17 protein-coding genes and 1 tRNA gene are annotated in these 22,559 nt (G+C 71.0%); 11 read left to right on the plus strand and 7 right to left on the minus strand.

The window, feature by feature from the left end:
• The first annotated feature begins 73 nt into the window (after positions 1 to 73).
• From ACIO92_RS11020 to ACIO92_RS11045, 6 genes are all read left to right on the plus strand, one after another.
• On the plus strand, positions 74 to 841 hold the full coding sequence (locus ACIO92_RS11020; RefSeq protein WP_366443563.1) for a DUF881 domain-containing protein: 768 nt from the start codon (positions 74 to 76) through the stop codon (positions 839 to 841).
• A 57-nt stretch (positions 842 to 898) separates the two neighbouring features.
• Positions 899 to 1,585, plus strand: coding sequence for a class E sortase (locus ACIO92_RS11025; RefSeq protein WP_401235276.1), 687 nt, complete (start codon positions 899 to 901; stop codon positions 1,583 to 1,585).
• A gap of 65 nt (positions 1,586 to 1,650) precedes the next feature.
• On the plus strand, positions 1,651 to 1,812 hold the full coding sequence (locus tag ACIO92_RS11030; RefSeq protein WP_366443561.1) for a hypothetical protein: 162 nt from the start codon (positions 1,651 to 1,653) through the stop codon (positions 1,810 to 1,812).
• On the plus strand, positions 1,809 to 2,447 hold the full coding sequence (locus ACIO92_RS11035; protein ID WP_366443560.1) for an aminodeoxychorismate/anthranilate synthase component II: 639 nt from the start codon (positions 1,809 to 1,811) through the stop codon (positions 2,445 to 2,447). The genes ACIO92_RS11030 and ACIO92_RS11035 overlap by 4 nt, the downstream gene beginning before the upstream one ends.
• Positions 2,444 to 3,634: a class E sortase gene (locus tag ACIO92_RS11040; RefSeq protein WP_401235273.1), complete on the plus strand. Its 1,191-nt coding sequence runs from the start codon at positions 2,444 to 2,446 to the stop codon at positions 3,632 to 3,634. The genes ACIO92_RS11035 and ACIO92_RS11040 overlap by 4 nt, the downstream gene beginning before the upstream one ends.
• Positions 3,635 to 3,674: 40 nt before the next feature.
• The gene (locus ACIO92_RS11045) at positions 3,675 to 4,349 is read left to right on the plus strand and encodes a class E sortase (protein ID WP_366443558.1); all 675 of its coding nucleotides are present in this window, start codon (positions 3,675 to 3,677) and stop codon (positions 4,347 to 4,349) included.
• A gap of 176 nt (positions 4,350 to 4,525) precedes the next feature.
• Here the strand turns inward: ACIO92_RS11045 and pknB are convergent, their stop codons facing one another.
• From pknB to ACIO92_RS11075, 6 genes are all read right to left on the minus strand, one after another.
• Positions 4,526 to 6,565 carry a Stk1 family PASTA domain-containing Ser/Thr kinase gene (gene pknB / locus ACIO92_RS11050; protein WP_366443557.1) on the minus strand — a complete coding sequence of 680 codons (2,040 nt, stop codon included), beginning with the start codon at positions 6,563 to 6,565 and terminating at the stop codon, positions 4,526 to 4,528.
• Between the two features lie 142 nt (positions 6,566 to 6,707).
• Positions 6,708 to 8,174 (minus strand): penicillin-binding transpeptidase domain-containing protein, encoded by a 1,467-nt coding sequence (locus tag ACIO92_RS11055; protein WP_366443556.1) that lies wholly within the window; start codon positions 8,172 to 8,174, stop codon positions 6,708 to 6,710.
• Positions 8,171 to 9,610, minus strand: a complete 1,440-nt coding sequence (locus ACIO92_RS11060) for an FtsW/RodA/SpoVE family cell cycle protein (protein ID WP_366443555.1) — start codon at positions 9,608 to 9,610, stop codon at positions 8,171 to 8,173. Before ACIO92_RS11060 ends, ACIO92_RS11055 begins: the two co-directional genes overlap by 4 nt.
• A 26-nt stretch (positions 9,611 to 9,636) precedes the next feature.
• Positions 9,637 to 11,121 carry a Stp1/IreP family PP2C-type Ser/Thr phosphatase gene (locus tag ACIO92_RS11065; protein ID WP_366443554.1) on the minus strand — a complete coding sequence of 495 codons (1,485 nt, stop codon included), beginning with the start codon at positions 11,119 to 11,121 and terminating at the stop codon, positions 9,637 to 9,639.
• A 206-nt stretch (positions 11,122 to 11,327) separates the two neighbouring features.
• A complete protein-coding gene (locus ACIO92_RS11070; protein ID WP_366443553.1) occupies positions 11,328 to 11,849 on the minus strand; it encodes an FHA domain-containing protein in 522 nt (173 codons plus the stop codon).
• A 10-nt stretch (positions 11,850 to 11,859) separates the two neighbouring features.
• Entirely contained in the window at positions 11,860 to 12,708 is an 849-nt protein-coding gene (locus ACIO92_RS11075) for an FhaA domain-containing protein (RefSeq protein WP_402280076.1), read from the minus strand.
• Between the two features lie 565 nt (positions 12,709 to 13,273).
• Between ACIO92_RS11075 and ACIO92_RS11080 the strand changes: the two genes are divergently transcribed.
• Positions 13,274 to 13,357: transfer RNA gene (locus ACIO92_RS11080), tRNA-Leu, on the plus strand.
• Between the two features lie 264 nt (positions 13,358 to 13,621).
• Here ACIO92_RS11080 and ACIO92_RS11085 read toward each other — a convergent pair.
• Positions 13,622 to 15,727, minus strand: coding sequence for a peptidoglycan recognition protein (locus tag ACIO92_RS11085; protein WP_402280365.1), 2,106 nt, complete (start codon positions 15,725 to 15,727; stop codon positions 13,622 to 13,624).
• Between the two features lie 856 nt (positions 15,728 to 16,583).
• On the opposite strand from ACIO92_RS11085, the gene ACIO92_RS11090 reads away from it, so the two are divergent.
• The 4 genes from ACIO92_RS11090 to ACIO92_RS11105 all read left to right on the plus strand — a co-directional run bounded on the left by ACIO92_RS11090 (position 16,584) and on the right by ACIO92_RS11105 (position 22,551).
• On the plus strand, positions 16,584 to 18,323 hold the full coding sequence (locus ACIO92_RS11090) for a sensor histidine kinase (protein ID WP_402280074.1): 1,740 nt from the start codon (positions 16,584 to 16,586) through the stop codon (positions 18,321 to 18,323).
• Positions 18,324 to 18,360: 37 nt separating this feature from the next.
• Positions 18,361 to 19,020, plus strand: a complete 660-nt coding sequence (locus ACIO92_RS11095) for a response regulator transcription factor (protein WP_366443550.1) — start codon at positions 18,361 to 18,363, stop codon at positions 19,018 to 19,020.
• A 427-nt stretch (positions 19,021 to 19,447) separates the two neighbouring features.
• Positions 19,448 to 20,905 (plus strand): DUF2252 domain-containing protein, encoded by a 1,458-nt coding sequence (locus ACIO92_RS11100; RefSeq protein ID WP_366443549.1) that lies wholly within the window; start codon positions 19,448 to 19,450, stop codon positions 20,903 to 20,905.
• A 902-nt stretch (positions 20,906 to 21,807) separates the two neighbouring features.
• Positions 21,808 to 22,551 carry a hypothetical protein gene (locus ACIO92_RS11105; RefSeq protein ID WP_366443548.1) on the plus strand — a complete coding sequence of 248 codons (744 nt, stop codon included), beginning with the start codon at positions 21,808 to 21,810 and terminating at the stop codon, positions 22,549 to 22,551.
• Positions 22,552 to 22,559 lie beyond the last annotated feature (8 nt).

The raw sequence follows: 22,559 nt of genomic DNA on the forward strand, positions 1-22,559 counted from the left end.
AAGGAGGACGTCTGCGTCCCCCAGGCGTCCGTTAGCGTAGTGGTTCCGCGGCACCGAAGGGGATCAGGGTACGTTGAGCAATTCCATCGGCACTCCCGAAGGCCCCGGCCGCACCGCCCGATGGCGGCCCGTCCGGGCCCTCACCCTCGCCGTTTTCGCCCTCGCCGGACTGATCTTCGTCACCAGTTTCAACACCGCCAAGGGCACCAACATCCGCACCGACGCCTCGCTGCTGCGCCTCTCCGATCTGATCGAGGAACGCGGCCACAAGAACGAGGGCCTCGACGAGACCGCCGCCGCCCTCCGCGCCGAGGTCGACTCCCTCGCCGCCCGCGACGACGGCTCCACCCGCGCCGAGGACGAGAAGCTCGCCGCCCTGGAGGCCGACGCGGGCACCACCGAGATCTCCGGCTCCGGCCTCACCGTCACCCTCGACGACGCCCCGCCGAACGCCCAGGCCGCCCCCGGCTACCCCGAACCACAGGCCAACGACCTCGTCATCCACCAGCAGGACCTCCAGGCCGTCGTCAACGCCCTGTGGCAGGGCGGCGCCGAGGGCATCCGGGTCATGGACCAGCGGCTCATCTCCACCAGCGCCGTCCGCTGCGTCGGCAACACCCTGATCCTCCAGGGCCGCGTCTACTCGCCCCCGTACAGGATCACCGCCGTCGGAGACCGGGGGAAGCTGAGCGAGGCGCTCGCCGAGTCCGAAGCGATCAAGAAGTACCAGCTGTACGTGAAGGCCTACGGGCTCGGCTGGAAAGTCGACGAGCACAAGGCGATGACTCTGCCCGGCTACTCGGGCACAGTGGACCTCCACCAGGCCAAGCCGGTGAGCTGACCCACGACCCGGCCCGGCACGGCACGGCCCGGCGCGGGCGGAGGAGCGGGAGGGCGCGTGCGGCTCGTCGTACGGACCTTCAGCGAGCTGTGCCTCACCGTCGGCACCCTGATCGTCCTCTTCGTCGTGTACGTCCTGTACTGGACCGGCGTCCAGGCCCGTGGCGCGGGCGGCGAGCAGATCGACAGCCTCCAGCGCCAGTGGGCCGCCGCCCCCGTGACCGCCCCCGCCGCCCCCGGAAGCCCGTCCCCCGCCGTACGGCCACCCCCCTACGCCCCCGGCAAGGGCCTCGCCGTCATGTACGTGCCCCGGCTCGGCAAGGACTGGAAGTGGCCCGTCCTCGAAGGCACCGGCCCCGCCGTCCTGCGCAAGGGCCTCGGCCACTACGCGGCCACCACCCGCCTCGGCGCGACCGGCAACTTCGCCGTCGCCGGACACCGCCGCACCCACGGGGACCCCTTCAAGGACTTCCCCCGGCTGCGCCCCGGCGACGCGGTGGTCCTCACCGACGGGACGACCTGGTTCACGTACCGGATCGACCGGGGCCCCCACCGGACCGTCCCCACCGACGTCGGGGTCGTCGACCCGGTGCCCCGGAAATCGGGGTACGGGGGACCCGGCCGCTATCTCACCCTCACCACCTGCGACCCCGAGTGGGGCAGCAGCCACCGGCTCGTCGTCTGGGCCCACCTCGACGCCACCCGCCCGGTCGCCGACGGTCTTCCGAGGGCTTTGGACAGCTGACCCCCCTGCGGCCCCCTCGCCCCGTACTCTGGTGCCCGTAACGAACGGAAGGGGCGGTCGACGTCATGTACGGCTGGATCTGGCGGCATCTGCCGGGCAACGCGTGGGTGCGGGCGCTGCTCTCGATCGTGCTGGTCCTCGCGATCGTCTACGCCCTCTTCCAGTACGTGTTCCCCTGGGCGGAGCCCCTGCTTCCGTTCAACGATGTGACGGTGGACGGCCAGTGAACGCGCGCATTCTCGTCGTCGACAACTACGACAGCTTCGTCTTCAACCTCGTCCAGTACCTCTACCAGCTCGGCGCCGAGTGCGAGGTGCTGCGCAACGACGAGGTCGGGCTGAGCCACGCCCAGGACGGCTTCGACGGCGTCCTGCTCTCGCCGGGACCCGGCACGCCCGAACAGGCCGGCATCTGCGTCGACATGGTCCGGCACTGCGCGGACACCGGGGTGCCCGTCTTCGGCGTCTGCCTCGGGATGCAGTCGATGGCCGTCGCGTACGGCGGGGTGGTCGACCGGGCCCCCGAGCTGCTGCACGGCAAGACCTCCTCCGTCGTCCACGAGGGCCGGGGCGTCTTCACCGGGCTCCCGTCGCCGTTCACCGCGACCCGCTACCACTCGCTGGCCGCCGAACCGACCGCCCTCCCCGCCGAGCTCGAAGTCACCGCGCGGACCGAGGACGGCATCATCATGGGCCTCCGCCACCGCGAACTGGCCGTCGAGGGCGTCCAGTTCCACCCGGAGTCCGTCCTCACCGAGCACGGACACCTGATGCTGGCCAACTGGCTGGAACAGTGCGGCGACACGGGGGCGGTCGAGCGGTCGGCGGGGCTCGCGCCGGTGGTGGGCAAGGCCGTCGCGTGACGACGGGCTCTCCGTGGTTCCGGGCGACGAACGAGCCCGGCCCCGAGCCGATACCCCCGGACCCCTACGGGTCACCCGCGCCCGGCCACGCGCGGAACCCCGCACCGGACCACGGCCACACGCCCCCGCGGGGCTACGGAGAAGCGCCCCCGCAGGGGTACGGGGAAGCGCCCCCCCAGGCGCCCCCGCACGGCTACGGCGAAGCCCCCGTACCCGCGGCCCCCTACGGGAACCCCTACGAGGAGCCCTACGCGCCCCCGTACGAGGTGCCCGAGGTGCCCGAGCCCTCCCCGGTCCCGCTCGACGCCACGGCGCCCCTGCGGGCCGTGGAGCCCCTTCCCGGGCCCGGCCGTGCCGAGCGGCGCCGGGCCGCCAAGGGGGGCCGCGCCAGGAACCGCAGGACCGGACCCGCCGAGACCCGCCCCGCGGCCGGGGCTCCGGCCGCCGCCGCCCCCGGCCGGCCCCTCTCCCGCGTCGAGGCCCGCCGGGCCGCCCGCGCCGCCAAGGAGAGCGTCGGCGTCGTCGCCAGCCGGGTCGTCGGCGAACTCTTCATCACCTTCGGCGTCGTCATGCTGCTCTTCGTCACCTACCAGCTGTGGTGGACCAACGTCCTCGCCGGGCAGGAGACCGACCGGGCCAAGGAGCAGATCGAGGACACCTGGTCCAGGGGCGGCGAAGGGGCCGCCGAACCGGACGCCTTCGAACCCGGCCAGGGCTTCGCCATCATGTACATCCCCAAGCTGGACGTCGTCGTCCCCGTCGCCGAGGGCATCGACAAGGCCAAGGTCCTCGACAAGGGCATGGTCGGCCACTACGCCGAGGGCGGCCTCAAGACGGCCATGCCCTCCGACAAGCAGGGCAACTTCGCCGTCGCGGGCCACCGCAACACCCACGGCGAACCCTTCCGGTACATCAACCGGCTGAATCCCGGCGACCCCATCGTCGTCGAGACCCGGAACACGTACTACACCTACGAGATGGCGAGCATCCTCCCGCAGACCTCGCCCTCGAACGTCTCCGTCATCGACCCCGTGCCGAAGGCCTCGGGCTTCACCGGGCCCGGCCGGTACATCACGTTGACCACCTGCACCCCCGAGTTCACCAGCACGTACCGCATGATCGTGTGGGGCAAGCTGGTCGAGGAGCGCCCACGGAGCAAGGGCAAGCCCCCGGCGCTCGTAGGCTGAGACCGCACACCTCCTCCGTACGGGACGACAGGACGACCTAGTGGCACGCGTGCGCAACCGGATCGCCGGGATCATCAGCGTCTTCGGCGAACTCCTCATCACGGCGGGCCTGGTGCTCGGCCTCTTCGTCGTCTACTCCCTGTGGTGGACCAACGTCCTCGCCGACCGCGCCGCCGACCAGGACGGCGCCCAGGTCCGCGACAACTGGGCCGACGGACCCGGGGCGCTCGACACCAAGGACGGCATCGGCTTCCTCCACGTGCCCGCCATGAAGAACGGCGAGGTCCTGGTCAAGCGGGGCACCGGCAGCGACGTCCTCAACCACGGCGTCGCCGGGTACTACACCGACCCCGTCAAGTCCGCGCTCCCGCAGGACGAGCGGGGCAACTTCACGCTCGCCGCCCACCGCGACGGACACGGCGCCAAGTTCCACAACATCCACAAGTTGAAGAACGGCGACCCGATCGTCTTCGAGACCAGGGACACCTGGTTCGTCTACAAGGTCTACAAGACCCTGCCGGAGACCACCAAGTACAACGTGGACGTCCTCCAGCCGGTGCCCCGCGAGTCCGGGAAGACCGAGCCCGGCCGGTACATCACGCTCACCACCTGCACCCCGATGTACACCTCCGACTACCGGTACATCGTCTGGGGCGAGCTGGAGCGCACGGAGAAGGTCGACCGCGACCGCACCCCTCCGGCCGAACTCCGCTGACCTGACGATCCGGTGACCCGCTGAACCGATGGCCGATCCGGTCCCCACCGGCCTGGTGACGGGCCGGTCCGGGCCGGGCGGCCCGGACCCGAGCAGGGCGGGACACGGAGGAGGGCCCCGGCGTCCTGACGGATACCGGGGCCCTCCCTCACCTCACGCCGTCACGCCCACGGGCGTCAGCCGAACCAGCCGCCGTCACCGGGGTTGTCCCCGTTGCCGCTGTCGCCGCCGTTCCCGTTGCCGTTCCCGCCGAGGGTGAACACGGTCACCGTGTCACCGGTGTTGGCCATCTGCCCCGCACCCGGCATCGAGTTGATCACCAGCGCGTTCTCGTCGGTCGACCCCTGCTGCTGGACGACCAGACCCAGGCCCTCGAGCTGCTGCTTGACGTCCTTGAACTTCTTGCCGCCGATGTCACCGGGGATCTGGACCTGCGTCTGCTGCGGGCCCTTCGAGACCCGGAGCTTGACCTCGGAGTTCTGGGCCGCGGGCGAGTTCCCCTCCGGGGACTGGCTCAGGACCTCGTCCTTGGGCTTGTCGTTGTCGACGTACTCCGTGACGACGGTGAAGCCCAGCCCCTTGAGCTGCTGCTCCGCCTGCGACAGCGGGTTGCCGACCACCAGCGGAACCGTCTTCTGCTTCTGCTTCGAGACGGTGATCGTCACCTCGGAGTTCTTCTCCGCCTTGGTGCCGCCGTCGGGGTCCTGGCGCAGGACCGAGCCGGGGTCCTCGTCGGACTCCTCCTGCTGGACCTTCACCTTGAAGCCCTTGGCCTTCAGCGACTCCTCGGCGCGCGCCTGCGACTGCTCGACGACGTCCGGGACCTCCAGGAGGGGCGCGCCCTCGGAGACGTACACCTGGATCGTGCCGTCGACGTCCATCTTCGCGGTGCCGTCCGCGGCCGGGTTCTGCCGGCAGATGGCGCCCTTGGGCTGGTCGCAGCGCTCGGTGCCGGCCTCGACGACCTTCACCTTGGCGTTGGCCTCGGCGCCCTTCGCCTGTGCCATGGTCTGGCCGACCAGCTGAGGCACGGTGAGCTGCTGGGGGCGGTCGTTCTTGTCGAACAGGGAGACGCCGATGAAGATCGCGCCGACCAGCACCAGGACACCCGCGAGCGCCAGGAAGATCGTCGACGTGTTCGACTTCTTCGGGCCGCCCCGGCGCCGGTCGGGCCGGTCGTCGTAGCCGCCGTAGCCACCGTAACCGCCGTCGTCCGGGCCGACCGGGGGCATCATCGACGTCTGGCCCGCCGGGTCGGCCTGGCGCAGCGCCGTCGTCGCCTGGTCCTCAGGCGGGTAGCCGCCGTAGCCCCCGCCGTAGGGGGGCGTGCCCGCCATGCCCATCCCCATGCCCATCGCGGCGGCTGCCGCGACCGGCTGCCCGTCGAGGCACGCCTCGATGTCCGCGCGCATCTCGTCGGCGGACTGGTAACGGTAGTCGGGGTCCTTGACCAGCGCCTTGAGGACGATGGCGTCCATCTCGGGCGTGATCTCGGGGTCGAAGTTGCTCGGCGGCTGCGGCTCCTCGCGGACGTGCTGGTACGCGACCGCGACCGGGGAGTCGCCGATGAACGGGGGCCGGACGCTGAGCAGCTCGTAGAGCAGACAGCCCGCGGAGTACAGGTCGGAGCGGGCGTCGACCTGCTCGCCCTTGGCCTGCTCGGGGGAGAGGTACTGGGCGGTGCCGATCACCGCGGCGGTCTGCGTCATCGTCATGCCCGCGTCGCCCATGGCGCGCGCGATGCCGAAGTCCATGACCTTGACCTGGCCGGTGCGCGTCAGCATGACGTTCGCCGGCTTGATGTCACGGTGCACGATGCCCGCGCGGTGCGAGTACTCCAGTGCCTGGAGGATGCCGACCGTCATTTCGAGGGTGCGCTCGGGCAGCAGCTTCCGCCCGGAGTGCAGCAGCTCGCGCAGGGTCGACCCGTCGACGTACTCCATCACGATGTACGGGATGGAGACCCCGTCGACGTAGTCCTCGCCGGTGTCGTAGACCGCGACGATCGCCGGATGGTTCAGCGAGGCGGCGGACTGTGCCTCACGGCGGAACCGGGCCTGGAAGGACGGATCGCGGGCCAGGTCGGCCCGCAGCGTCTTCACGGCGACGGTGCGGCCGAGCCGGGTGTCCTGGCCGAGGTACACCTCGGCCATGCCACCGCGGCCGAGCACCGAGCCCAGCTCGTACCGGCCGCCGAGGCGACGCGGCTCTTCCATAGCTAATCCAGCCCTCTCCGTCTGTCCCGACCGCACCCTGGGGTGGTCCGGCGGTGTGTGCTGTTCGCGCATACGCTACCGGCCCCGGGCGGACCTTCCGCCGGGGACCGGTACCTGATACCCGACCGGTACATGCGCGCGATCAGCCCCGGGTCTTCAGGACCGCCTTCATGACGGCCTTCGCGATCGGGGCGGCCAGACCGCCACCGCTGATGTCCTCGCGGCTCGTGCCCTGGGAGTCCTCGACGATGACGGCGACCGCGACCGGGGAGCCCTCGGCGGTCTTCGCGTACGAGATGAACCACGCGTACGGGCGCTTCGCGTTCTTCTCGCCGTGCTGGGCCGTACCCGTCTTGCCGCCGACCTTCACGCCGTCCATCTTCAGGTCGGCCTTGCCGCCGGTGCCCTTGGTGACGACGTTCTCCATCATCTGCTGGAGGAGCTGGGCGTTCTGCGGCGAGACCGGGCGGCTCATCTCCTTGGGCTCGGTCTGCTTGATGACGTCGAGGTTCGGGGCCCGCAGCTGGTCGATCATGTACGGCTGCATCAGCTTGCCGTCGTTGGCGATGGCCGCCGTGACCATCGCCATCTGGAGCGGGGTGGTCGCGGTGTTGAACTGGCCGATCGAGGAGAGCGCGTTGCCGCCGCGGTCGGCCTTCTTGTCGTAGACCGAGGCGGAGGAGCGGACCGGGGTGAACTGCTCGGCGTTGAAGCCGAACTTCTCGGCCGTCTCGACCATCTTGTCGCGGCCGACGTCGTCGCCGAGCTTCGCGAAGACCGAGTTGCAGGAGACTTCGAGGGCGCGGTTGAGGCTGGCGTCGGCGCAGCCTCCGGAGTGGTTGACCATCTCCTTGTTGGAGAGGGGGATCTTCCAGCCGTCGGGGGTGTCGGTCGCCGCGTTGATGTCGGTGACCTTGCCGTTCTCCAGGGCGGCGGCGGCGGTGACGACCTTGAAGACGGAACCGGGCGGGTAGATCTCGCGGATCGCGCGGTTCAGCTTCGGCTTGTTCTTGTCCTTCTCCAGCGCCACCCAGGCGTTCTCGTCCTTGCCGGAGTAGCCGGCGAAGGCGGAGGGGTCGTACGAGGGGGTGGACGCCATCGCGAGGATCTTGCCGGTCTTCGGGTCGATGGCGACGACGGCGCCGGTCTTCTTGCCGAGCCCCTCGAAGGCGGCCTTCTGCGCGGCACCGTTGAGGGTGGTGACGACGTCGCCGCCCTTCTTCTTCTCGCCGGTGAACATGGCGAGGGTGCGGTCGAAGAAGAGCCGGTCGTCGTTGCCGGTGAGGATGCCGTCCTCGATCTTCTCGATCTGGTTGGCGTCGTACGCCTGCGAGGCGAAGCCGGTCACCGGGGCCCACATGGGGCCGTCGACGTAGGTGCGCTTGAACTTGTAGAAGGTGTCCTTGGAGTCGACGGAGCCGGTGACGGGCTTGCCGTCGACGATGATGTTGCCGCGCTCGTTGGCGTACCGCTCGATCTGGACCCGGCGGTTCTTGGGGTGCGCGTTCAGCTCGTCGGCGCGGACGAACTGGAGCCAGTTGTCGCGCAGGAGCAGGGCGAGGACGAGCAGGCCGCAGAAGATCGCGACCCGGCGCAGCGGCTTGTTCACGGACGGACCACCTGGGTCATCTCGGCGTCGGGGGACGGGGCGGGCGCGGGCGCGGGGCGCCGCGCGGTGTCGCTGATCCGGATCAGGATGCCGATCAGGGCCCAGTTGGCGATCACGGAGGAGCCGCCGTACGCGAGGAACGGCATCGTCATACCGGTGAGCGGGATGAGGCCCATCACACCGCCCGCGACGACGAAGATCTGGAGCGCGAAGGCGCCGGAGAGGCCCATCGCGAGCAGCTTGCCGAAGGGGTCGCGGGCGGCGAGGGCGGTGCGGACACCGCGCTCGATGATCAGCCCGTAGAGGAGCAGGAAGACCATCACACCGGTGAGTCCGAGCTCCTCGCCGACGGTGGCGAAGATGAAGTCGGAGTTCGCGGCGAAGCTGATGAGGTCGGAGTTGCCCTGGCCGAGACCGGTGCCGAGGATGCCGCCGGAGCCGAAGGACATCAGGACCTGCGTCATCTGGTCGCAGGCGTTCAGCATGTTCTGGTCGGTGGCCGTCTCCAGACAGCCGAAGGGGTCGAGCCAGGCGGCCACGCGGGACTGGACGTGGCTGGCGAACGAGCTGACGAGGACCGCGCCGCCCGCCGCCATCAGCAGACCCATGACGATCCAGCTGGTCCGCTCCGTCGCCACGTACAGCATGATCACGAACATGCCGAAGAACAGCAGCGAGGTGCCGAGGTCGTTCTCGAAGACCAGGATGAGGAGGCTGACCGCCCAGATCGTCAGGATCGGGCCGAGGTCGCGGCCGCGCGGCAGGTAGAGCCCCATGAAGCGGCGGCTGGCCAGGGCCAGCGCATCCCGCTTCACCATCAGGTATCCGGAGAAGAACACCGCGAGGACCAGCTTGGCGAACTCGCCGGGCTGGATGGAGAAGCCGCCGACGCGGATCCAGATCTTGGCGCCGAAGACGTCCGCGCCGAGCCCCGGGACGAGCGGCAGCAGCAGCAGGACGAGCGAGACCGCCATGGAGATGTACGTGTAGCGCTGGAGGACGCGGTGGTCCTTCAGGAGCAGCAGCACGCCGACGAACATGGCGATGCCGATCGCCGAGTACATCATCTGGCTGGGGGCGTCCGGGCTGAACGAGTCGTACCGGCGCATCGACTGGGCGATCAGCCGTGGCGACTGGTCGAGGCGCCAGATCAGCACCAGGCCCATGCCGTTGAGCAGGGTCGCCAGTGGCAGCAGCAGCGGGTCCGAGTACGGCGCCCACTTCCGCACCACCAGGTGCGCGACCCCGGCGAGCAGGGCCAGACCGAGCCCGTACCCGAGCATTCCTGCCGGGACCTTGCCGTCGATCGCCAGGCCCACGTTGAGGTACGCGAACACCGGGATGACGACGGCGAACGCGAGCAGCGCCAGCTCGGTGTTGCGGCGGCTCGGTGCCTCGATCGCGCCGATCGTGGTCGTGTTGGTGACAACGCTCATGGTGGTGAAAGGCCCCCTACGGGTGCTTACTGCTTGCCGCAGTTCGAGGCCAGCTTCTGCTCCTCCGCGGTGAGCGAGGGACCCGGCGACGGAGCGGCTGTGGTGGGCTTGGATTCGGGGGTGACGGTGGCGTCCGGCTTCGGCGTGGCGGCGGCCTGGTCGGCGGCCTTCTCGGCGGCGGCCCGGCGCTGCTCGGCCTTCTTGCAGGCCGAGGCCTGGAGGGCGAGCTCGGAGATCTTCGTCTCGGCCTTGCCGAGGCTGCCGCCCGCGATCGTGTCCTCGACCTGCTTCCGCTGGTAGGCGGGGAGGTACTTGAGTTCGATCTCGGGGTGGTCCTTCTCGACCTTCGACAGCGAGACCCACGCCAGGTCCTGGCTGATGCCCTGGTAGAGCGCCACGTGCTGGTCCTTGGACCCGACGAAGTACTGCGTCTGCGTCCAGCGCCAGCCGCCGTAGAGACCGCTGCCGACGAGCGCCAGCACGAGGACGAGGAAGAACGAGCGCAGCAGCCACTTGCGGCCGGTCCGCGGCTTCACGAAGTCGTCGTCCGTGTACGACTCGAAGGAGCCCTGCGGGGGCATCCCGCCGTAGCCGTGGCCGTCGCCGCTGCCGGGCGGGCCGAAGCCGCCCGCGGGCGGCTGCTGGTGCGGGGCCCGGCGGCCGAGCCCGGAGGCGCGGCCCGCCGGGGTCTGCATCGCCCCGCCGTCGTTCAGCTGGGCCTGGTTCTCGGCGACCGCGCCCACGATGACCGGGGTGTCGCTGAGGTGACCGGCGAGGGTGTCGCCGCCGTCGACGTCCAGGACGTCGGCGACGATCACCGTGATGTTGTCGGGGCCGCCGCCGCGCAGCGCGAGCTGGATCAGCTCCTGCACGGTCTCCTGCGGACCCTGGTAGCTGGCGAGGGTGTCCTCGAGGGTCTGGTGCGAGACGACGCCCGACAGACCGTCCGAGCAGATCAGATAGCGGTCGCCGGCCCGGACCTCGCGGATCGACAGATCGGGCTCGACGTGGTCGCCGCTGCCGAGCGCCCGCATGAGGAGCGAACGCTGCGGGTGGGTCGTCGCCTCCTCCTCGGTGATCCGGCCCTCGTCGACCAGCCGCTGCACCCAGGTGTGGTCCTGGGTGATCTGGGTCAGCAGACCGTCGCGGAGGAGGTACGCGCGGGAGTCGCCGACATGCACCAGACCGAGCCGCTGGCCGGTCCACAGCAGGGCGGTGAGCGTGGTGCCCATGCCCTCCAGCTGCGGGTCCTCCTCGACCATCATCCGGAGCTGGTCGTTGGCGCGCTGCACCGCCGTGCCCAGCGAGGTGAGGATGTCGGAGCCCGGGACGTCGTCGTCGAGGGTGACGAGCGTGGAGATCACCTCGGAGGAGGCGACCTCACCGGCGGCCTGGCCGCCCATGCCGTCGGCGATGGCGAGGAGCCGGGGCCCGGCGTAGCCCGAGTCCTCGTTCCCCTCGCGGATCATGCCCTTGTGCGAGCCCGCGGCGAATCGCAGGGACAGACTCATGCGCACCTGCCCTGTGGAAGCCGCATCGGGGTACAGCCGGTCTCGACCCACACTGCCCACCCTCCGGTCGATCCGGTCACGCCGGTCGCTCCAGTCGCTCCGGTAGTCCCGGGCGTTTCGGTCGCTCCGGTCAGGAGCGCGGAACGGCCTCCGGAGGGGCCCGTCCCGACTCGCTCGCTCCGCTGCCGCCTATTCATGATGTGGCACTACTTCCGCAGCTCGATGACGGTCTTGCCGATGCGGATCGGCGCGCCCAGCGGAATCGGGGTCGCGGTGGTGAGACGGCTCCGGTCGAGATACGTGCCGTTGGTGGACCCGAGGTCCTCCACGATCCACTGGCCGTCCCGGTCCGGGTAGATCCGGGCGTGCCTGCTGGAGGCGTAGTCGTCGTCGAGGACGATCGTCGAGTCGTGCGCCCGGCCCAGCGTGATCGTCTGGCCCTGGAGGGCGACGGTCGTGCCGGTGAGGGTGCCCTCGGAGACGACCAGCTTGGTCGGGGCGCCGCGGCGCTGCCGCCCGCCGCCCGTGCTCTGCTGGCCGCGTTGCTGCGGTGGCGCGGCGGTCTGCCGTGCCTGCTGCTGCGGTCGCGCCTCCTGGCGCCGCGAACCGCGCTGGGTGACCCGCGTACCGAAGAGGTCGCTGCGGATGACCTGGACGGCCACGATGACGAACAGCCACAGAACGGCCAGGAAACCCAACCGCATGACCGTCAGGGTCAGCTCTGACATTGCCCCCGCTTCACCCTTCGGCTTGCCGGTAAACGATGGTGGTGCTGCCCACGACGATCCGCGAGCCGTCGCGGAGCGTAGCGCGGGTGGTGTGCTGCCCGTCCACCACGATGCCGTTGGTGGATCCCAGATCCTGGATCGTCGAGGGCGTTCCGGTCCGGATCTCGCAGTGCCGGCGGGAGACGCCGGGATCGTCGATCCTCACGTCCGCGTCGGTGCTGCGGCCGAGGACCAGGGTCGGGCGGGAGATCTGGTGGCGGGTGCCGTTGATCTCGATCCAGCGGCGCGCCTGGGCGCCCGCACCGCTCTGCGCGGCGGGGCCGGAGGGCCCTGCCGACGGCCGGTGGCCGGGGGCGCCGGGAGGCGGGGAGGCGGGCATCGGCGGGGCGGCGGCCGGGGGGTACCCGTAGCCGCTGCGGCCCTGCGCCGGGCCCTGCTGCTGGTGGGAGGGCTGGCCGCCCGCGGGAGGCTGCGGCTGGGACGTGCTCGACGCCAGCGTGCGGCTGCGGACGCGGTACAGACCGGTGTCGAGGTCTTCGGCCTTCTCCAGATTGACCTTGATCGGTCCCATGAAGGTGTACCGCTGCTGCTTCGCGTAGTCCCTGACCAGGCCCGCGAGCTCGTCGCCGAGCTGGCCCGAGTAGGGGCTGAGGCGCTCGTAGTCCGGCGTGCTCAGTTCCACGATGAAGTCGTTGGGGACGACGGTCCGCTCGCGGTTCCAGATCTGCGCGTTGTTGTCGCACTCGCGCTGGAGCGCGCCCGCGATCTCCACCGGCTGGACCTCGGACTTGAAGACCTTGGCGAAGGTGCCGTTGACCAGACCTTCGAGACGCTGCTCGAAACGCTTCATGACTCCCATGGGGCACCTCCTCCGTCGTTGTCGTCCTGGTACTGCTTACTGATCGTATCCACGCGTCGGGAAATCGGCTGGTTCCCCTTCCCCGCCCTGTGGACGAGTGTCACCTCTCACAGGCTTTCCCCAGGGATCGTAGAGGTGGCCTGTGGACAGTGTCCCGCACCCGGCTGTGGGCGGACGGCGAGAGGGCCCTCCGGGGCGGTGTCCGGGACGGTCGCTCCGGAAGTCTCCGGGCGGTCCTGGGGGGTTCTTGGGCGGACTTCGGGTGCCCTTCGGGTGGGTCGAGGTGGTCCTGGGGTGGGTCGAGACGGGCCTTCGGGCGGGTCCTGAGGTGGGTTCCGGGGTGGTTTCGAGGTGGTTCCGAGGTGGTTCCGGGAGGTCCTGGGACGGTCCGTCCGCTTCCTCCTCCGGCACTCCTCCGTCACTGTGGCCTCCTCTCCCTCTTCACCTTGTTCTCCGCGAGCCCAGCCGAAACAACGGATGTGAATCCACGGCCTGCGACGTGCTAATCTTCAGATGTCGCCAGGCGATCGCACCGAAAGGTGAGGGAGCCCGGAGCACACCCAATGCGCGGGTGGCGGAATAGGCAGACGCGCTGGATTCAGGTTCCAGTGCCCGAAAGGGCGTGGGGGTTCAACTCCCCCCTCGCGCACAGATGAAGCGGTCGGCATCGTGATCACGATGCCGACCGCTTCTTTTTGTTCGGCGGCCGGGTGTCTGTCTTGCTTTCTCCCTGCTCCCTGCTCCCTGCTCCCTGCTCCCTGCTCCCTGCTCTTGCTCCGGTCCGGCCTGTCCGGCGTTGTGAGATAGCACTCAGGCCGTTCACAAAGGCCGCCTCCGTGAACGGAGACGGCCCGCCGGATGAACCGGCGGGCCGTCGAGGAGAAGCGTCACCGGACACCGGTGACGCCTCCGGTCACTTGAGGTAGACGAGACCGTCGGTGGTGACGGCGGGACGGCCCGTGGTGCCGACCACGACGATCTTCACGGTGTGCTTGGCGCTGGTGGCCCAGGTCCTGGTCCAGAGCGCGTCGCGGTACTTGGTGGCGGACGACTTCAGGTCGACCGTGGCGGCCTTCACCCCGTCGACGTAGACATGGGCCTGGCCGGACGTGGCGGCGCGGGAGACGGTCCAGGCCGCCGACCGTCCGGTGAACGTCCACGTCAGGGACGCGTTCTTGGCCGAGCTGGTGAGGGACTTGCCCCCGAGGTAACTGGTGGACGACTTGGCCGTCCAGGTGCCGGTCTTGACGGCCGCCGTCTCCTGGAGGATCACCGGGGTGCCCGATACGGAAGCGGTGGCGGTGTTGCCCGCCCGGTCGTACGCGGTCATGTTCCAGGCCGTCGCGGTGCCGGACTTGGCGGTGTGCGCGGCGCTGGTGACGGTGGGCCCGTAGACCGCGGCGAGCGGCGCCGTCAGCCGTACGTCCCTCAGCGCGTTGCTGTCGGCGGCCTTCCAGCTCAGGGTGACCGGGACGGCGGTGGTGTTCACGGTCCCGGTGCGCAGGGACAGAGCGGGCCTGGTGGTGAAGGTGGGCGCGGTGGTCTCCGCGATCACGGTCGCCGCCGGGCCGGTGATCTGCTTGCCGGAGATGTGGGTGGCCCGTACGGCCACGGTGTGGGTGCCGCGCGCCAGGGTGGCACCGGCCGAGGTCGCGTTCCCTGCGGCGGTGCCTACGGGCTTGCCGTCGACGAGCAGCTCGTACTGCTTGATCAGGGCGGCGGGCGTGGTGTTCGCCCAGCTCACCGTGATCGCGGCCTTGGTGTAGTACGTCGTGCCGGACGGGTTCGCGCCGGTGATCGACTTGATGGCCGGTGCCGTGCCGGGCCCGGCGGCCCATTTCCGGACGGTGCCGAGCTGATCGTAGAAGGCGTTGCCGGGGCACTGGGTGTTGAAGCCGTCGCGGTGGCCGTGGATGACGGGGAACGGGAGCTGGGCGCCCTTGGCCCAGGACTTCCGGAAGTAGTTCGTCCCCGCGTCACCCGCGGTGAGGGTGGTGGTGCCCGCCGGGTCGACGCCGTACTGGCCCAGCTTCCACGCGGCGATCCGGGCGACCGAGATCATCGCCTCCGGCGAGGGCGCGACATCGGTGTAGGTGCCCAGGACGGAGATGCCGGTGGTCTCGCTGTTGAAGCCGTAGGCGTGGGCGCCCTGGACGGGCTGGTCCACCCCGCCCTTGCGGCCCTCGTAGACCACACCGCACTTGTCGACGAGGAAGTTGTAGCCGATGTCCTTCCAGCCGAGCTGCTTGACGTGGTACGCGTAGATGCCGCGGACCACCTTCGGGGCGTCGGCGCAGGTGTAGGCGTTGGACTCGGCGGTGTGGTGGACCACGACCGCCTTGATCCTGCCACCGGCCAGATAGCCCGGTTCCTCCGGACTGATCGACTCGTCCGCACCCCAGCCCGCCCGTGAGGTGATCGGCGGCCGGGGGGCCGTCGACGGCCTCGGGGGCGCGGTGGTGGGCGCGGTGGACGTCGGGCTCGCCGTCGTGGACGGGGAGGCGGACGGGGACGTCGTCGAGGACGGCGACGCGGACGAGGGCGACGCGGAGGGCGTGCCGGTCGTCGGCGTCGGAGCGGTGGCCGTCGGCGCTCCCGTCGTCGGAGCGGTGGTGGACGGCGCGCCGGTGGTGGAGGCGTCGGGCGTCGGCGTTCCGTCCGGTGCCGGAGTCGTGGACTCCGTGCCCGGGGCGGTGGGTTCCGTGGTGGACTCCAGGGCGAACGCCGCCGGGGCCATGCCCTTCACACCGCCGGTGCCGGGGTCGACCATGTCCAGGCGCAGCCCCGCGGGCAGCCCCGAAGAGGACTTCCCGGCCGAGGTGACACGCACCTCGACGCCGTCGGACGGACCCACCCAGGCGGGCTCGGTGCCACCTCGGGCGGCACCGCTCTCGCCCTGGCCGCTGTCGTCCGCCAGCCGCAGCCAGCCGGACCAGGTCCCGGACCCGGTGGCCCGGGTCCGTACCTCGACCGTGCCGCCCACGCGCGCGCGTGGATCGGTCCAGGTCACGCCCACCATGCTGAACGGCGCGGTGTCCCCCTGCTTGAGGGACGCGCTGCGACTGTCCGTGCTCGTCGCCAGCCGCGCGGTGCGCTCCCGGGTGCTCACCGGACCGGCCGCTCCGCCGTCCTGCCCCGCGAGCGGCTCGCCGCTGCCGTTCACCCCCTGGAACACCAGCGCCCCGGCCAGTACCGCGACCGCCGTGGCGGCCGTACCCCATATTCGACGCCGCTTCACGCAGCCCGCCCTTCGAGAACATCGCGGAGGGCACGCGGTAGATCGACACGCGTGCCGCAGGCGATGTACGTGGTGATGTACGCGGTGACGTACGTGGGGAAAGGTACAGGCCTGGTGCGACGGGCCTGTCCGCCACCGTCGGTCGGGGTGGGCCGAGATGGGCCGGTGCGGGCGTGGTGCTCCGGGTGGGGTGGTACGGAGCGGGTGGCCCGCCGGGCAGGGCGGTCGGTAGGGGGGGGTCCGGTGTCCGCGAACAAGGGGTGTGGGCCTGGAACTTCCGGGGGGAGCGGTTCGGGAGGGCGGTTCGGAGTGGTTCAGGATGGTCCGGGGCGGCAGGTCTGATCGTCGTATCGCTGATCTTCGGCTTGGAGTGTCCGGCGGCCCTCCCCGGTGGGAGAAGGGCTCCTCCATCGAGACTTTTGTCGTCGCAGGGCGCGACGAAAGGGGGAAGCCGGGCGCCGGGCCCGCTGCCTAGGGTGCGAGCGTGGACGCTATGTCGAAATTGGAGAAGCACGGCTCGCGGGGGCCGGGGCCGGAGGCCGTGGTCGTGGCCGGCCGCGGGGAGCCGGCCGGGCCGACCCTCAGCGGGGGCCCCGGGCTCGGCCGGGCCCCCCGCCCGGGTCGTGGTGGCCGGGTCGTGGGCGCGCTCGCCGCCGCGTGGGCGTGGTTCGCCGCGCCGGGACAGTGGTCGGGGCGCAGGACCACCGGCGAACTGGCGCTCGCCGCCGTCGTCGCGCTGCTCGGTGCCGGGACCGAGGAGATCCTCGGCGGCGAGGGCTGGCGGCTCGCCGTCGTCGCCGCCGGTTCCGCCGTGCTCTCCCTGGCCCGGCGCGGACTCCCCACGAGCGTCCTGGTCCTGTCCGCCGGACTCGCGCCCTTCATACCGGGCCTCGGCCCCCTGCTGCTGGTGGTGGGCTGGTCGTCGGGCCGGTACGTGGTGGGCGCCGGGCGCGCCCTTGCCGCGTTCATCGCGGCCTTCGTGCTGAACGTCGGCGGGACGCTCCTGAACGCCTGGGACTCGCAGCGGGTGCTCACGCTCGCCTTCATGGCGGCCCTCTTCTACCTGGGCACCATCCTGGCGCCGGGCCTCGCGCACCGTTACTGGACCCAGCGCCGGACCCTGCTGCACGCGCTCCAGGAGCACAACGCGCAGCTGCTGCGGGAGCGGTCCATGGTGGTCTGGCAGGCACGGCAGCGAGAGCGGCAGCGCATCGCCCATGACATGCACGACAGCCTCGGCCACCAACTGGCCCTGATCGCCGTGCACACGGGAGCCCTGGAGGTCGACCGGGAACTCGGCGACCGGCAGCGCGAGGTGGTCGGCGTCCTGCGGAACGCGTCGGTGACGGCGATGCACGAGCTGCGCGAGGTCGTCGGAATACTCCGGGACGGCAGCGGAGCCTCGGGCGACGCGGCGGTGACCACACTGGCCGGGGACGAGACCGGTAGGGCCACGCGGGGCATCGCGGGCATCGAGGGCCTCGTGGAGTCGGCACGGGAGGCCGGTACCGAGGTGGGCCTGAGACGTTCGGGGGAGGCACGCCCGCTGGAACCGGCCGCCGACCACGCCGCGTACAGGATCGTGCAGGAGGCGCTGACGAACGCCTACAAGTACGCCCCGGGGACTCCGATCGGTGTCGAACTCCGCTACGAGCCGGACACGTTCGTCGTCGAGGTCGTCAACGAACGGCCCATGGAAGGCCCGTCGAAGGACGTGGTGAGCGGAGGCCAGGGTCTGACCGGCCTCGCGGAGCGGGCGCGCCTGGTCGGCGGCATGTGTCATGCGGGCCCGGCCGACGGAGGCGGGTTCCGGGTCGCGGGAATGCTGCCGTACGGGGCCGCGCCGATCGCCGAAGCGGCGCCTTTGGTCGATGCGGCCGACGACTTCCGGCAGCAGACCACGAGGCCCCTGGCGGGCGATGGTCGTCCGGTCGTGGTCGGACCGGCCGACTGGACGTTCACGGAGCGGGAGCTCGCGATGGCGATACATGGGGGCAGGGGCAGAAGCACGGGCGGTTCGGTCGCGCTGGGCTGCGGGATAGCGTTCGCCGCGGTGGTGCTGCTCGTCGTCGCGGCGGGCTTCGGCCTCTACTTCCTGATGGGCTCGATGAAGGAAGGCATGATCGATCCCGAGGAGTACGACGCGGTGAAGGTCGGGATGTCCGAGAAGGAGGTCCGGGACATGCTGCCCTCGGGCGACACGATCACCACGGCCGGACTCTCCGGCCGTGGGCCGGCCCGGCCTGAGGGCGCGGAGTGCCTGGTACTCATGTCCTCGATGGTCAGCGACGACTTCAACAAGGAGCCCGTCTTCCGGTTCTGTTTCAAGGACGGCAAGCTGACCGAGAAGAAGTCGTACGAGATCAAGTCGCGGTAGGACGGGACCGCTCGTACCGGAGCGTGGGGGAACAGTTGTGGCAGGCCAGCCCATCAGGGTCGTGATCGCCGATGACGAGCCTCTGATCAGGGCCGGGATCAGGATGATCCTCAACTCGGACCAGGAGATCGAGGTCGTCGGCGAGGCGGCCGACGGGCGGCAGGCGATCGAGGCGGCCCGCGCGCACGCGGCCGACGTGGTGCTGCTCGACATCCAGATGCCGGTGCTCGACGGGCTCTCGGCACTGCCCGAGCTGCGCCGGGCGGCCCCGGGGGCCCGGGTGATCGTCCTGACGACGTTCGGGGAGCGGGAGAACGTACTGCGGGCGCTGGAGCACGGTGGGTCGGGGTTCCTGCTCAAGGACACGGCGCCCGCGGAGCTGATCCGCGCGGTACGGGCGGCTGCCTCGGGGGACGCCTATCTGTCCCCGGCGGCGACCCGGCACGTGGTGGAGCGGCTGGCCTCCAGCCGTGAGGCGTCCCGTGCCGAGGAGGCGCGGGGCCGGGTGGCGGGCTTGAGCGAGAAGGAGCGCGGAGTGCTGGCGCTGCTCGGCGAGGGTCTGTCCAACGCGGACGCGGGGCGACGGCTGCACATGAGCGAGGCGACGGTGAAGACGTACGTGAGCCGCATCCTGTCCAAGCTGGGCTGTGAGAACCGGGTCCAGGCCGCCCTCCTCGCCAGGGACGCGGGGCTGTAGGGACGGGCCGGTGGGGATCCTGGCCGGATGCCGGATGCCGGATGCCGGATGCCGGATGCCGGATGCCGGATGCCGGGCCGGGTGCGGGCTTCGGGGCGGGCGTGGCTGTGGGTGCTGGGTATGGGTCCTGGAGCGAGTGGGGTACGGGTGCTGGGTTTGGCTCCAGACCGGGCGCGGACGCGGTTCCTGCCGGGTGCGGGGCCGGGTGTGGGTGCGGTCTCCGCCTGCTCCGTGATTCCGGCCGGGTGGTGGAGCGGTGGGAAGGCTCCGTGGCGGGGTGCGCTTGTGGAACGGGCTGTTCCCAGGGTTTTCCACAAGCCGTCATCGGCTTCGTCCCGAGGTTTTCCACAGGGGGAGACGGTCGTTGAGGCCCGGCGGTAACGTCGACGCCGGATGATGTTGGAATTCGCATCGGGGGAGGACTGCCATGGACGTGATCCAGGCCGTGGTGCCGGAACAGCGCGGTACCGAAGGCGACGGGGACGGCGCTCGGATCCCGCACGTCCCGGGCTTCGCCCGACGCGGGGCAGCCGTTGCCACCTCCCCCAGAACTCTGGGCAAGGAACTCCGCGACCGAGTCCCCCGCTCCGCGCACAGCCGCCCGGCTCTCGCCGCTGACCGCCCGGACGCTGTCCGTGCCGTCGAGGAATCGAACCTGGGCCGTGTTCCCGACCTCGCCCCCATCAGGGTCGGCCGCATGGCGGCAAGCCCCTTCACCTTCCTCAGGGGCTCCGCGGGACTCATGGCCCACGACCTCGCCGACACCCCGGTCACCGGTATCGCCGCCCAGCTCTGCGGTGACGCCCACGCCGCCAACTTCGGCCTCTACGGCGACGCCCGGGGCCAACTCGTCATGGACCTCAACGACTTCGACGAAACCGTCGTCGGACCCTGGGAGTGGGACCTGAAGAGGCTCACGACCTCCCTCGTCCTCGCCGGACGGGAGGTCGGGGCCGACGAGGACGTCTGCCGCGCCGCGGCCTTCGACACCGTGGGCGCCTACCGGCGCACCATGCGCCTCCTCTCCCGTCTCCCCGCCCTCGACGCCTGGAACGCGATAGCCGACGAGGAACTCGTCTCCCACACCGACGCCCGCGACCTCCTCGGCACCCTGGAACGCGTCTCCGCCAAGGCACGCAACAACACCAGCGCCCGGTTCGCGGCCCGCTCCACCGAAGCCGTGACCGAGGCCGAGGGCGGCGGCCGCAGATTCGTCGACGCGCCTCCGGTACTCCGCCGGGTCCCCGACACCGAGGCCGCAGCCGTCGCCGCCTCTCTCGGTGCCTACCTGGAGACCGTGTCCGAGGACCGTCTGCCGCTCCTCGCGCGGTACACCGTCCACGACGTCGCCTTCCGCGTCGTCGGCACCGGCAGTGTCGGCACCCGCTCCTATGTCGTCCTGCTCCTCGACCACCGTGGCGAACCCCTGGTCCTCCAGGTGAAGGAGGCCAGACCGTCCGCCCTGCTGCCCCATCTGCCGACCGCGGGCTTCTCCGTGCCGGACGCGGGCCACGAGGGCCGTCGTGTGGTCCTCGGACAGAAGCGGATGCAGGTCGTCAGCGACATCCTGCTCGGCTGGACCAGCGTCCAGGGGCGCCCCTTCCAGGTGCGCCAGTTCCGCAACCGCAAGGGCAGTGTCGACCCCGCCGCGCTCACGCCGGACCAGGTCGACGACTACGGCCGGATGACCGGGGCGCTGCTCGCCCGCGCCCATGCCCACAGCGCGGACCCGCGCCTGATATCCGGGTACTGCGGCAAGAACGAGGAGTTCGACGAAGCCGTCGCCGCCTTCGCCGTCTCCTATGCCGACCGCACCACGGCCGACCACACCGACCTGCTCACCGCCGTCCGAGCCGGCCGTATAGCGGCGGAACTGGGCGTCTGACCGGCACCACCACCGGCTTTCGTTTTCCTTATCGCTGTTCGGCTGATGCCGTTCTATTGCCGATTGCCGACTGCTGATGGCTGATGCCCGCTGGGTGGCGGTCGCCGGACGATGAGCGACAGCGTAGGGAAGGCTGACTGGCTGAGCCGTCTGAGCCGCCTGACCGGTGACGACCGGATGGCAGTGCCCGATCTACGAGGGCTTGGTGGTGACGACGGGGCTCGGCCGATGGGTGGCGGCGTCGGAGGAAGCCCTCGGAAGGCAGCGTCGGGTGGTGGCGGCTGAGCGATGCGGACCGTGTGACGGCGGCTGGACGGTCGCGAAGGGGTTGCGGCGGTGCGCGGAACGCGGCAGCCGGAATACGGCGGTCTGAAGGAGGTGCCCAGGCGGTGAGGTGCCCCGGTGGCGAGGGGCGTCGGTGCTCGACCTCGGTGTCGGACCGGCGTCGGCAGTGCTGTGCGGGCTGGGCAGCGGTGGGAGGGGGCCGAGGGGGAGGGAGGGGAGGGGGGAGGGAGGGGGAGGGAGGGGGGAGGCCCCCCGGAGGCCCGTAGGCTGGGCCGGGACGAGCCGGAACGAGGACGTGGACGGGCGTGGACGTGAGCGTGCACCAGGGTGCGAACGAGGGCCCCGAGGCGGCCGGTGGCGGGCAGCCGGGGGTCGGGCCGTCTCCGGCCGAAGGGCCCGAGGCTGGGCTTGAGCCCGGGTTCGAGTCCGGGTTCGAGCGAGGCGAACGGTTCGGGGACGAGTCCGGGGCTGAGGCTGGGCTCGGGCAGGCTGATCAGACCGAGTTCGGGGCCGGGTCGGACTGGCGGTCCGAGGCCGGGTCGGGGGCTGGGGCGGACGGGCGGTCCGAGGCCGGGGTCGGGCAGGACGAGCGGCCTGAGGCTCGGCTTGAGCGGGCTGTGCGGGTGGCCGAGCAGGCGCTGATCGAGTTCGAGATCGCTGTCGAGACCTTCCGCGTCGAGGTGGACAACTTCTCGCGGCTGCACCACCAGAAGCTCGGTCCGATGTATGCGCGGCTCGATGAGCTCGACGCGCGGATCGCTGAGGCACGGGCTGCCCGTACCGGTGACCCCGAGGACGTGCGGAAGGCCGCGGAGGCGCGGGCGGCGGTCCTGCCGATGCCCGGGGTGGAGGAACTGTTCCACGACTGGATCGACTCCGACGGTCTGTCGCCCGAGGCTGCGGCGATGCTCACCGAAGGTCCGGTGCAGCCGCCCAAGCGGGTTCGGCCCAGCGACGAGGCCCGCAGGCTCTACCGGGACCTGGCCCGCAAGGCCCACCCGGACCTGGCCCGCGAAGAGGCCGAGCGCAAGCGCCGCGAGGAGTTCATCACCCGGGTGAACGCCGCCTACGCCCGTGGTGACGAGGCACTGCTGCGCGAGTTGCTCGCCGAGTGGGAGGCCGGTCCGGCCCCGGCCGAGGAGCGGCTGAGCGAGAGCGAGGAGCTGTACGCGCGTCTGGAGTGGCTGGCACAGCGCAAGGACCTGCTGTCGGCGCTGGCGCGTGAGCTGGAGGAGAGCGCGATCGGCGCGATGCTGCGGATGGCGCCGGACGACCCGGACCGTCTTCTGGAGGAGATCGCCGAGCAACTGCTCGCGCAGGTCGCCGAGCGTGAGGGCGAGCTGACGGGGCTGGTGCAGTAGGTTTTCGG

The sequence above is a fragment of the Streptomyces sp. NPDC087215 genome (genome assembly GCF_044744885.1).
GTDB lineage: Bacteria > Actinomycetota > Actinomycetes > Streptomycetales > Streptomycetaceae > Streptomyces.